The 12,439-nt window shown below is 40.5% G+C and carries 8 protein-coding genes; 4 read left to right on the top strand and 4 right to left on the bottom strand.

Going from position 1 to position 12,439, the window contains the following annotated elements:
* Nucleotides 1-58 precede the first annotated feature (58 nt).
* Entirely contained in the window at nucleotides 59-1,258 is a 1,200-nt protein-coding gene (gene odhB, locus FLL45_RS11935) for a 2-oxoglutarate dehydrogenase complex dihydrolipoyllysine-residue succinyltransferase (protein ID WP_142942285.1), read from the top strand.
* A 119-nt stretch (nucleotides 1,259-1,377) separates the two neighbouring features.
* Here odhB and FLL45_RS11930 read toward each other — a convergent pair whose 3' ends face one another.
* Nucleotides 1,378-4,539 (bottom strand): response regulator, encoded by a 3,162-nt coding sequence (locus FLL45_RS11930; RefSeq protein WP_142942284.1) that lies wholly within the window; start codon nucleotides 4,537-4,539, stop codon nucleotides 1,378-1,380.
* 582 nt (nucleotides 4,540-5,121) lie between these two features.
* On the opposite strand from FLL45_RS11930, the gene FLL45_RS23010 reads away from it, so the two are divergent.
* A complete protein-coding gene (locus FLL45_RS23010) occupies nucleotides 5,122-7,359 on the top strand; it encodes a PKD domain-containing protein (protein WP_246075821.1) in 2,238 nt (745 codons plus the stop codon).
* A gap of 87 nt (nucleotides 7,360-7,446) precedes the next feature.
* The gene (locus FLL45_RS11920; protein ID WP_142942282.1) at nucleotides 7,447-7,926 is read left to right on the top strand and encodes a hypothetical protein; all 480 of its coding nucleotides are present in this window, start codon (nucleotides 7,447-7,449) and stop codon (nucleotides 7,924-7,926) included.
* A gap of 156 nt (nucleotides 7,927-8,082) precedes the next feature.
* Here FLL45_RS11920 and FLL45_RS11915 read toward each other — a convergent pair whose 3' ends face one another.
* Entirely contained in the window at nucleotides 8,083-8,817 is a 735-nt protein-coding gene (locus FLL45_RS11915) for a CPBP family intramembrane glutamic endopeptidase (RefSeq protein ID WP_142942281.1), read from the bottom strand.
* Between the two features lie 235 nt (nucleotides 8,818-9,052).
* Between FLL45_RS11915 and FLL45_RS11910 the strand changes: the two genes are divergently transcribed.
* Complete coding sequence (locus tag FLL45_RS11910; RefSeq protein WP_142942280.1) at nucleotides 9,053-10,027, top strand: transposase; 975 nt, start codon at nucleotides 9,053-9,055, stop codon at nucleotides 10,025-10,027.
* Between the two features lie 308 nt (nucleotides 10,028-10,335).
* Here the strand turns inward: FLL45_RS11910 and FLL45_RS11905 are convergent, their stop codons facing one another.
* Nucleotides 10,336-10,854 carry a hypothetical protein gene (locus FLL45_RS11905; RefSeq protein WP_142942279.1) on the bottom strand — a complete coding sequence of 173 codons (519 nt, stop codon included), beginning with the start codon at nucleotides 10,852-10,854 and terminating at the stop codon, nucleotides 10,336-10,338.
* A partial coding sequence (locus FLL45_RS22775; protein WP_281282207.1) for a polymorphic toxin-type HINT domain-containing protein occupies nucleotides 10,838-12,439 on the bottom strand: 1,602 nt, incomplete at its 5' end. The genes FLL45_RS11905 and FLL45_RS22775, both read right to left, overlap by 17 nt.

Below are 12,439 nucleotides of genomic sequence, written 5' to 3'. Positions count from 1 at the left end.
AAACTAACAATTAATTAACAAATTTAAAAATTTATATTTGCAAAACAAAGGAACAAATATGGCTACCGAAATAAAGGCTCCAACGTTTCCAGAATCCGTCGCCGACGGCACCATCGCTACCTGGCACAAAAAACCCGGGGAAGCTTTCTCACGTGATGAACTGATAGTTGATATTGAAACCGACAAAGTCGTTATTGAAGTCGTCGCGCCTGAAGACGGCGTGCTTAGCACTATTGTTAAAGACGAAGGTGAAACGGTATTGAGCGAAGAAGTTATTGGAAACTTTGAAGCCGGCGCTAGTGCAGCAGCTGCACCTGCCGAAGCACCAGCAGCAGAAGTTCCAGCCACAGAAGCCGCCAGCGACGATTCCAGTAATTCTGTACTTAGCCCAGCTGTCCGTAAAATGGTCAACGAATATGGTATCAATGCTGACTTAATTCAAGGGACCGGTAAAAACGGCCGTATCCTCAAAGAAGACGTCCAAGCTTTTATTGAAAACCGCTCTAACCAAAAAGCAACACCAAGTGCAGCTCCGGCTCCTGCGGCGGCTCAGGGTGAAAGAGTCGAACGTCGCGAGCCGATGACTCGATTGCGCGCAAAAATTGCTAATCGCTTGGTTGAAGCTCAGCAAAATATGGCGATGTTAACGACGTTCAATGAAGTAAACATGAAACCGGTTATGCAACTGCGTTCTAAATATAAAGACGATTTCGAAAAGAAACATGATGTACGGTTAGGATTTATGTCTTTCTTCGTCCGCGCAGCGGTTGAAGCACTCAAAGCGTTCCCAGCGGTTAACGCGTCAATCGATGGTAATGATATTGTTTATCACAGTTACCAAGATGTTGGTGTTGCTGTTTCATCACCTCGCGGATTAGTCGTTCCGGTACTGCGTAACGTTGATGACATGAGCTTAGCGCAAATCGAAGGTGGCATCCGCGAGTACGGTGTAAAAGCTCGCGACGGTAAATTATCAATTGATGACATGACTGGCGGCACATTCACTGTTTCAAACGGCGGCGTTTTTGGTTCATTGATGTCTACGCCGATTGTCAACCCGCCACAAACTGCGATTTTAGGTATGCACAAAATCCAAGATCGTCCAATGGCTGTTGATGGCGAAGTCGTCATCCTACCAATGATGTACTTAGCGTTATCCTATGACCACCGTTTGATCGATGGTAAAGAAGCGGTCGGCTTCTTGGTCAAAATCAAAGAGTTGTTAGAAGAACCTGAGCGTTTAATTCTTGGTCTTTAAAACACCTGATAACATTGCGTTCGATTCAACCTTTGAGCGTTAATGATATCTAGCGTTGAATAACTCAACGTCCCTAAAAGCCTCTTTTTAAAGAGGCTTTTTTATTCCTCCGCCCAGCGCTAAACTTCCACTTTAGGCTCGTTTGAATACTGTTGCTTTACCTGAGTTGGCGGATGGTTAAAATGCTCGCGAAAAGCACGACTGAATGCAGATAAACTTTGATAGCCAACGGCATAAGCCACTTCACTAATAGTCCCCTGTAAATCGGTTAACATCTGATAGGCAATTTCTAATCGGCGAACTTTTAGCAGATGCTTAGGTGAACAACCATAATGCTTTTGCGTATAACGATACAATGAACTGCGCGTCATATTCATTGCAGTATACATTTGCTCAACATCAAATTCGCACTGACTTAAATTTTTCGCAATCAGTTTTTCTAACTGTTTACTTCGCTTTGAATCCTGTCCCTCAAAGGTTTGACTAAGCTGCTGCTTTTCCAACCCACTTTGGTATTTTTTTAATAATAATTTCGAGAGCCTTTGTTTTTGTGCTAGATGGCCTTTAACTCTCGCCTTAAGCTCTTCATTGTCAAACGGCTTGGTAATGTAGTCGTCAGCGCCTAAGACTAAACCATGGACCCGCTGCTCGGTTTCAGATAAAGCGGTTAACAAAATAATCGATAGATGGGATAACTGTGGATGCTCTCGAAGGTGTTCAGTCAATTGGAATCCATTCATCAGAGGCATCATCACATCAGTAATTAACAAGTCTGGCTGAATAGTCTCTGCCAACTCTAAGCCCTGCTTACCATTATCTGCCTCGACTACGTGAAATTCTGGTTGCAAAATACTTTTGATCAGCAAGCGAATTTGCGGGTTGTCATCGACGACCAAAATAACTTTTCGATGTTGATTATCGAGCAGTTCATTGGTATGACCTGCGTTACGACTAAGCGGCGTCGGGTGCCGTTTTAAATTCTGTGGTATTGGTAGCTTTCGGTCATTCGCAGCAATCCGTGGAGTGGTCTCGTGTTGACTTCTTGCATCAACGATTAATTGTTGAGGATAGTGTGACTTTCCTCTTTTAAAACTAATGGTGACACAGCAACCCTTACCGACTTGACTACACATCTTTACCGAACCTTGATGTAATTCTACCAGCTCCTTAACCATCGACAATCCGATACCGGTTCCTGGTAAAGTTTGATCCGATGAGGATTTACCTTGATAGAAACGCTCGAAAATATGAGGCAATTCAGCTTCATCGATTCCCGGACCATCATCACAAATTTCTAAATTGATTCTCTCCTGTTCTACCTTAACACTGAGTTCTATTGTGCAATCGCCTAAGCAATATTTAGCCGCGTTGGATAATATGTTGGCGACGATTTTTTCTAGGTGAGAGGGGTCAAAATAGAAATAAATCGACTCGTCAAAACCATGCTGGCAAATATTTATCCGCTTTTCTTTAAACTGTAATAAAAAGCGATTTAAGCAATGATTAATCGCCATTCTGAGGTTTATTTTAGTAATTTGCATAGGAAGAGTCTTTGCGCCAATTTTCTCAATATGTAGCACCTCATTAATCAGCGTCATCATGTGCAAATTATTTTCAAGGGCTGACTCGATAAAGGGGTTTTTTGAGTAATTTGGTTCGGCAATAAGTTTTTTAAGCGGCCCGATAGAAAGGGTGAGAGCCGTTCTAAACTCATGAGAAATATTGGCAAAAAAACGTTGCTTTGCGGCATTTGCTTCAGTAATTTTTTGGTTGAGTGCTGCTTCATTTTTCAATAAGCGCTTTAATCGTTTTCTTTTATGAAAAAGTGTTAGCGCTATTAGAAAAACCGCCATCAAAATCACTGATAATAACCATCGGCCCATTTTTTCGGTTTCTAATTGTTGTGTGTTTAATGCCGACTTTTGAGTCAGACGAAGGATCTCTTGTGATCTTTCATTGGCAGCATATTTCTCTTGTAGTTCTAATAATGTTTCATTGTTTGTTTTTTGTGAGAACTTCATTGATGCATCATGGAATTTCTTAAAATAGGCTAGCGCTTTTTCAAAGTTTCCTGATTCTTCATAGGTTCTTGCATAATCATCATAGATCCAAGTTAAAGACTGTAAGTTATCCATTTCAAGGTAGCTTTTCTCGGCAACGGCCAACGCCTGAATACTCTTGTCATACTCACCTAAAGCCCGATAAGCTATTGCCGTATTATTTGAGGCAACCGCATTTTCGTAATCGAAACCAAATTGCCTAGCGATTTCACTAATCTCCTTCCCAGCAATAATCGCTTGCTGAAAGTTATTATCGCCAAAGCTATGACTTTGCTTGAGAATCAATGCCTTAATCATTGTTCGGTAGGCGCCAATTTCTTTCGCTAATTGGTAAACCTGTTTTTGCAATTGCCGGCTTTTTTTAATATACGAACGGTAAATAGGATTATTGGCAACATCTTCGCCAGGCATTGAATTTGCTAAATACACAGCTCGGCTATAATACAAATTCATTTTATTTGAAAGGGCTAATGTTTCGCTATATCGATCATCGTTGGCTCTCGCGATATCGATAATCTCTTCGTTAAGGTTAAGTGCTTTTTCATATCGTTGCGTATAGTAAAAAAGCTGAACTAATTGATTTCTAATTTCAATTTCTAAATGTGTAATTCCAAGACCCTTCGCATTTTCTAATCCACTCGTTAAATGGGTAAAAGCATTTGAAAACTGATTTTTTCTGATCTCATAAGCGCCTAATAAAAACAAATAACAAGCGTTAAATGATTCGTTACCAGCTTTCTGATAAACCGACACATAGGGCTGTAACGTTTCTAAGAAATCATCGATGTTCCGGTTATGTAACATCAGATGCGCTTTGACAAGTGCAAGTTTGGGATGAAACTGCAGTTTATTCTTAAACTCTATTGCTAGTGGTCCCAGAATATTTTCTGCTTGTGCATATTGCTCAGTTTTAAAAAACAACTCAATGAGCTTAATCTGATCAGTAAAATAGGCTTGCTCTGTTGGATACTCAAAATGAACTCGTTTTTTTTGTAAATATTCGATTGCTTTTAAAGGTTCGCCATAATAATTATCCCGATACTGATAACTAATATGATGATAAGAACTATCTGTTTTTAACAGCTCGTGCTCAGCAGGCTTATTGACATTAGCGGCTGAAGCGTCTTCATTTATATTTCGTGCAGTAGTCTGATTAACGCATAAGATAAGCCAACAAATAAAAATAACAGCGTACTTGTTTTTCTGATTGTGTGCATTCATATTTTTTTGACTCTTTATTATGTTTTTTATGACTGTTTTAATGTCGAGTTGTTATTTTTAATTCAACGAAATATTTTGAATCGACTTTTATTGGTCTCGTTAGTTTATCGTCCTTTATTTTTGATTTTCTCCGACTCGATATCGCATTTCAGTTTGCTATGACTTTCCATTTCTGGTCAAACCACTATCTCAATTTAATAATAAATCCGTGTGGTTTTTGTCAACAACAAATTGCAGAAACTATCGCTAAAATCTCAGTTACGGTGTTATAAAATTTATTTTTTTGATCATTTTTGTTTAACGAATATTTTTTTGTTGTCGTTCAATTTTGATCACACGCGTTATAAATATGTTGCTCTTACAAACAATAGCCAAAATTCCATCTGTAAGCTGTCAAAACAGCGGGAAAGAAATTTTTGGACAACATTGTGCAACTTTCAGACAAACCTTTTCGCAAACATTTAATTAAGTTTTAGCTTCATTTCTTGTTGAGTTAAAACAACTAGAAAGCGCCATCTACTAAATGCGATAAAAAGCTGAAGTAGTGAGCGATTAATGAATACAACTCAAGGGACCAAAACAATGAATAAAATTCTTAAATACATAAGCGTGTTGTGTATACAACTGCTTCTGGTTGTCACCGCAAATGCGGGCGAGAAGATTAATACCAACCTCGATCTCGGTGGTAATCGTGCTGCGACCTGGTACTTACCTGATGGACAAGCTGCGGGTTGGATATTGCTGCAACATGGCTTTCAACGAAACAAAGGTCATCTAGACGATATGGCAACTCACTTAATGGATAACGGCTTTATCGTTTTGACGATCAACAGCAGTGTGACTGGCGGAAACCGCAACTTAGCATTGCAGGTTGCCGACGATATTATCGATAATCCGCCAACACCTCCCAATGGTATCACCTTGCCAAATCAATTGATTGTTGCAGGGCATTCTGCGGGCGGGCTTTTTGTCAGTCATGTGAGTGGGCAACTAGTCGAAAGAAACTTCGATCAACTAAAAGGCGCGATCTTGTTTGATCCAGTTGATGCAAACCCTGGTATGCAAACGCCTTTGCAGACGGTCGTCGATGCAGGAATTCCCGTTTTATCAATTTTAGCAAATTCGGGATCGTGTAATTCAAGCAATAATGCATTAACGCCACTAAGAAGCCTAACGGATGCTTTCGTTGGTATTAAATTAACGGATAACTCCAAACACTTTGATGTTGAAGGAAGTTCAACAGGTGGCTTACCGACGTGGATTTGCGGTACGCCCCAAGTAAAAAATACCAACTACGTTAAAACATTCACTACTGGTTGGGCGACGGATATGTTTAATGGGACTCAAACCCCCGACTTTTACCCTGGGGGAAGTCTTATCCAACAATTGATTGCCGACGATGATGGAGAACTGATTAAAGCAATTGTAACGCTCCCACCCAGCGCAGATTTTAATTATTTAGTTAATGATCTTGCGGTCACCTTTTCAGATAACAGCAGCGATAGCGATGGACAAATCATTAGCTATGCTTGGGATTTTGGCGACGGCTCATCATCAACTCAGCAAAACCCCAACCATACATTCAGCGCAGCAGGCACCTACACCGTTAGCTTAACAGTTACCGATAACGATCTGAATGAAGACTCGATTAGTAAAAACATTACGATTAACGACGGTACAGTTGGACCCAATGCAAGCTTTACTTACGCACAAGACTTTTTAAATGTGAGTTTCACCGATACCAGCAGTGATAGCGATGGAGAGGTAACCGCCTGGCTATGGGACTTTGGTGATGGCGCAAGCTCTGCTGAAGCAAATCCCAGCCATACTTATCTTCAAGCAGGAAGTTACACTGTTTCGTTGCAAGTGACTGATAATGATGGTCTAAGCGATTCTTTCAGCCAAACGATCAACGTGAATTCTGATAACGACTTTTTAAATAATCCTTCACAGATAAGTGGTTTGGCTGCATCTCGTGGAAACGCAGAGTATTTCAAAATGAATGTCGCCGCAGGTGCACGCGATTTACGCTTTGCGATTAATGGCGGTTCTGGCGACGCAGATATCTATATTCGCTACGGTGCTGTTCCTACAACCTCGGAATGGGACTATCGGCCATACCGTAACGGTAACAATGAAACGGTCAATATTGCAGCGCCGGATGCTGGAGTGTGGCATATCATGGTAAGAGCCTACAACAGCTTTTCTGGGGTGACCTTAAATGCATCTTACCAAGAGGAAGGCAATCAAGCACCAATTGCTGCATTTAGTGTCGCGTCTAACGAATTAACTGCATCGTTTACCGATAATAGTAACGATAGTGATGGTTCGATTACCGCACGACTGTGGACCTTTGGAGATGGCGCTCAGTCAAGCGAACAAAACCCGGTTCACAGCTACGTTTCAGCTGGAACTTATACCGTCACTTTGGCTGTCACTGACGACCAAGACGCAACCGATCAGGTTTCACAAACCATCACGGTTTCGGAAGACGGTAGCATTACAGAAATCGTCAACGGCGAAATAAAAAGTAATCTTTCTGCAGCCGACGGCGAAGAGTTGATGTTTGTGCTGAAGAATGTACCGCCGGCAACCGCAGAACTTCGCTTTGCAATTGAAGGTGGTTCTGGAGATGCCGATATTTATGTTCGCTTCGGAGCGCCACCAACCACTTCGACTTATGACTATCGTCCTTATCTATTCGGTAACAACGAGACGGTTACGATTGGCAATGCTCAAGCGGGTGATTGGTATGTGATGGTTCGCGCATACGACGCTTTCAGCGGGGTTAATTTGCAAGCTTCGCATACCGCTAATTAATTGAGTGATTAATAGAGTGAGGTATATAAAAGTATACCTCACCCATAACGACACTAGAAAACACCCAAATAAATTTCGGAGACACTAATGAACAAACTATTTAAAACCTTACAGGTGGTTGGCGTAATCCTTCTCATCAACTCAAACATGATTGCAAAAGCGCAAGCCGCCTGTGATGACCCTGCTGCTGCTGTTATGCGGATTATGAATTGTATCGAAAATGAAAATGCTTTTTGTGCCGCATCGGGTTACGCATCGAACTTTGCGAAATACCACAATACACTAGACACCGATACCAATCGTCCTGGCTATTTCTTTTGGTTAGGTGCGTTTCTATTTATTGATTTTGAGCTAGAGTTTGATCACGTGGTCAATGTCGCAGAAAACCAGGTTAGCATGCGATATATCGAAACCGTTACCTTTAATGATGGCGAAGTTTTTACCCAATATGAGCATGCATTGGTAACCGTAAACAATAGCTGCAGAATGGAAATGTGGGATCAATATGGTGATAACAAAGAGCAGCAAGATGTGGATGATAAAGCGGCGACATTATTTCCGTTTTAATTTTTAAATTTTTAAATTTTTAAAAATCGGCAAGAAATTCTAAAAACTAAAATAGCAACTTTAATTGGCATTTGCCCCGACCCTCTCGGGGCGTTTTTTTACACAATCATCGCACAAACACAAACTTTCCCTCAGTTATTTGTCGATTGGCATATTTTAATCTTTTACCGCAACGGGAAGTTGCTTTTTATAACGAAGCCATAGAGTGACACCGATACTCAATACTATCGTCACCAGGCGAATCACATTTGCAGTTTGGCTACCCACTGCAGTGTCGGATATTTCCCATATGTACCAGTAGGCATTCATTAATATATGAAGACCAATAGGCAGCCAGATTGATTTCCATTCTTTAAACAACCAGGCGAACCAGACCCCGCCAATCCCTGTGAACAATACAATCTGTAACGCACTAATCCAATCACCCCCTTGATACCAATGCCCGAGTCCAAAGGTTAGCGCACTTGCTAGCGCTGCTAGTACAAAATTCCAACTGAACTTTTTCCATAATAAGTAAAACAAGAACCCGCGATAAAAGATCTCTTCAAAAAAGCCTGGGAAAACAGAAGAAGTAAAAAATCCTGAAATAGTTAATGACGGTGAGATACTGGCAGTGAGACTAAATCCAATTAACATTGGAGCGCTTAACAACAAGGACCACAATATGAAATATAGCGGTTTCGCGACGAGTCCAATATCAGTCGCAAACTTTATGAGACGAATTCCACAGATGCGAAGCCCTAAGCCGATACAAAGCAGCCAACAAAAATATTGAAACATAAACCTGAACCAGAATGGACCAGAATCAGGCCTAAAATAATCGACCAAGAGGTTCGTCGCTAGAAATAGGAGAATAACAATAACGCTTAGCCAGATTTTTCGGTTTTGCATAGGGAATACCTTATTAGTGACTACCCGCAAGTTTAATCAATCTAAAACGATTCAACATGTGCCAAAAGTCATGAACTAAACTCCCTATCGCCTCATTCCCCAATTAGTGACAGTCACAATATCGACAAATACTTACACCAATAAACTCCATAGTCTTAGTCGAACTATCACTGATTCCCACTTTTTCTGTGAAAAGGATTCGATGATAATCTTTTGAATTGACTAGGAAGGTTATATGGCTACTAAGCGCAGTGAATTAATTGACTCTGAAAACGCAAGCTACTATCACTTAGTTTCTCGGTGCGTTCGTCGTGCATTCTTGTGTGGTGTGGATGAGGAAAGTGGGCATTCATATGAACATCGTCGAGAATGGATTGAGAAACGAATCATTGAGCTAGCAGATATTTTTTCAATTGAAGTTTATGGCTATGCGGTAATGCATAACCACTATCACTTGGTGGTTTACTCTGACCCTTTAGCCCCTCAGAAGTGGACGGATGAAGAGGTAGCAGAACGTTGGCTGAGATTATTTCCGGGTAAGCTTGACGATCCTAAATTTGCCCTTCAAAGAGAGTTGAAATTACGTGCACTAATTGAAGACCATTCTAAACTTGCCGAATACCGAATCCGCCTTGGTTCGCTGTCATGGCTAATGCGATGTATTAATGAGCCCATCGCTAAACGGAGCAATAAAGAAGATTTTGTTAAGGGCCACTTCTGGGAGTCCCGGTTTAAATCTCAAGTATTACTCGATGAAGCCGCAGCGTTGGCATGCATGGCCTATGTTGATTTAAATCCGGTTAGAGCTGGTATCACTACAAACCTTGAAAATAGTGAGTTTACCAGCATTCACAAACGGCTAAGAAGTATTAGCCAGGAAAAACTGAACCAGTCAGTGGCTGCAATTGCCGGCAAAGTGCGCAATCGAACGATGACTATTCCATTGAAGAACTATATAGAGCTAGTTGACTGGACCGGAAAATATATCGTTCACGCCGATAAAGCTAAAATACCAGCCAATATTTCATCGACTCTTGAAGGGCTAAATCTCAATAAAGATAGTTGGCTAAATGAATTAAAGTGTTATCGGTCAAATTATTACCGAGCAATTGGCCCTATTCATTTATTATTAGAATATACCAATAAAATCAAACAAACTTGGGTAAAGGGTATCTCAAATATTCGCTCCCTATATTTGCCTCCAGGATAGATACACTAATTTATATATGGCTTTTATTCCGTTTTGGAAAAAAGAGCCATGCCCGAAATTCATGGCTAAGTTCTAAATTTTTAATCTCAGCAGTTGCATCATCGAATTTACTATTAATCGTACTATTAACCCATAGATATACTGAGCTAGTTGCTCAAAACAATGTCGGTCGTTGTCAAATTGTGACTGTCTGGATATGGTGATGGTCTGGATATGGTCAGTAGAACAGAAAACCAGTCAATCACTCAAAACAACGTAAGTGATTGACCAAATAGTGCCTGTCTCATTTTATTTGAGACTGTCTTGTTTTAATTGTTTGGTTTAGAGTTCCATTTATCTCCAAAACAAATAACATCTAAAGTATATAGTTTTTCACCTGACCTATCACCGCTTATGTAAAGTATATTACTAAAGTCATTTGATATAACTATCAGGTCATCATCGTATATATACATTATTCTCTCCAACGAATTCGCTAGCTCCTGTGAATTTATTGAAAACCCACCGGTTCTTTGCCAACTATCTGGTAATACGATAATAGGATCAAGCCTGGAGTCTCGAATGAGGGAGCTAATTTGCTTTAAAGCAATAGGGAATTCCTCAGTAATCTCTTTTGAAACTGCTCCTAATTCTACTGCTTTCTTTCTGCTTTCGATGCCCAAAGATAGCAAGTTCAACCAAACAATATTCATTAAATCGCAATCAAGGATTTCAAAACTATCCTCTGGAATCATGCTTTTAAATTTTTCTTGGAAAAAATTATAGTTATCCGTTCGCTCTCTCTTTAACAAAAGCATTTCTTTCTTCAACTTATTTTTTAATATCATCTTTATACACTACTTTGCTCTTACCATTCTTCAATCTGGGTGCACCATGTTTATTAGTAGTTGGTCCATTCTCCTTAATCTTACCAGCTTCAACATGATATGACGTATGTTCAGCAGAGTTATTCGTATCTGCTCGACCATCAAAAACTCCAGCGGGTTTACCATCTGCTCCCTCTTTGATTTGATGGCGCGGTTGCTTAACTCCATTCTTGCTTTGCGAATTTTTACCTGATTTAGAAGTAGGGATACCAGCCTTTCGTTGGGCTTGCCTACTAGCGCGCCTTTTTGCCTTTGAACGTTCTTTAGCCGTGCTTCCACACTCATTGTGAACCCAAACCTGGCTCTCGCCAACAGCATAAGTATGAAATTCATCAACTTCAAAATTATAAGCAATTTGCTGTTCTTTTGTAACCTCGAACCCAACAATCTCAGCTTTAAAACCATCTAAAGTCTCAACAAAAACTCCAACCTCAAGCTCCCCCGCAGGTAACCATTTACCATCATATAGCATAAATGGGTGCTCAGCTGTCGTGACAATTGTTTCAGCTTTACCGTCAGATAATTTTACTGTTAACTGAATCACTTCCTTGTGAAGCTCATCGAAAACGGCATTGATTTTCTTATCTTTAACTTCATCAGTTTGGTCGTTTTTAGCTCTTACTAAATCACCAACTTTAAGATCCTGAATCTCTCTAAACCCAATCGGTGTAGCGATAAATGTTCCAGCTATAAAGCTACAACCTCCTGTTTTTTTCTGGGACACCTCTTTCTGTACGCCTATTTCGGATGGTTGTTTATTGGTGTTATGCCTAGTTCCTTGCGACTTTTGATTTCCACTATTAACGGCTTTCTTAACTTTATCTTTTACCGCTCCACCAACCTTGTCCAATGCTTTTTCTTTAGCTTCGTTTCCAGCAGCTTTTTTGAGTCCCCCCTTAATTGGATTTCCAATGTCAGATAGTGTATCGGCTGTATCTAAAGAAATAACAACTGCTTGTGCTATAAATTCTGCTGCCGCATCAACTGAAGCTTCTCGTATATCAGACTGCCTACTTTCCTCCCTGGATGAAAGATGTGGATCATGAGAACTTTGTTGAGCAAACATCTCAAAGATATAACCACTAGGGTCCGTGCCTGCTAGCGGGTTATTCATTCCATAGCTGTACGGATTCATACTTTGAGAATTTCCCGGCTCTTGTATAAATGGATCCACACTCATAAACCGGCCTAGGTTATAATCATAAACCCGTCCATTCATATGAATCAGCTGCGCGTCATCCAAATGCTCATGGTCAGTAAACCCACGAGTGGTTTGCGTGTCACTAAGTATGTTAGTACTGACCTGACTATAAGCATTATCTCGCATTCGCTGGTCGCGCGGTTTACCAAATGGGTCATAGCTGTGACCTTTAATCACATAACCACTACTATTTACCGTCGCAATCATTGAACCTAAACGATCACGATGGAAGTAAGTCGTCGTTTTAGAACTTGAACCAGCAGCCTGACTCACCACTGCGATATCATCAACATAAGCCTTGTGCGTTGTCTGACCATTTTCAGTTACTCGCTCGTACTCTTTGTC

This window comes from Aliikangiella marina, from assembly GCF_007004765.1.
GTDB classification, from domain to species: domain Bacteria; phylum Pseudomonadota; class Gammaproteobacteria; order Enterobacterales; family Kangiellaceae; genus Aliikangiella; species Aliikangiella marina.
The sequence above is the reverse complement of the archived record's forward strand: the minus strand, read 5'-3'. Positions and strand labels throughout refer to the sequence as shown.

Bases quoted from the DNA above. Each gene is read 5' to 3' on its own strand.
- odhB (WP_142942285.1), top strand. From the start codon at position 59: ATGGCTACCGAAATAAAGGCTCCAACGTTTCCAGAATCCGTCGCCGAC.
- FLL45_RS11910 (WP_142942280.1), top strand. From the start codon at position 9,053: ATGGCTACTAAGCGCAGTGAATTAATTGACTCTGAAAACGCAAGCTAC.
- FLL45_RS23010 (WP_246075821.1), top strand. From the start codon at position 5,122: ATGAATAAAATTCTTAAATACATAAGCGTGTTGTGTATACAACTGCTT.
- FLL45_RS11920 (WP_142942282.1), top strand. From the start codon at position 7,447: ATGAACAAACTATTTAAAACCTTACAGGTGGTTGGCGTAATCCTTCTC.
- FLL45_RS11930 (WP_142942284.1), bottom strand. From the start codon at position 4,539: ATGAATGCACACAATCAGAAAAACAAGTACGCTGTTATTTTTATTTGT.
- FLL45_RS11915 (WP_142942281.1), bottom strand. From the start codon at position 8,817: ATGCAAAACCGAAAAATCTGGCTAAGCGTTATTGTTATTCTCCTATTT.
- FLL45_RS11905 (WP_142942279.1), bottom strand. From the start codon at position 10,854: ATGATATTAAAAAATAAGTTGAAGAAAGAAATGCTTTTGTTAAAGAGA.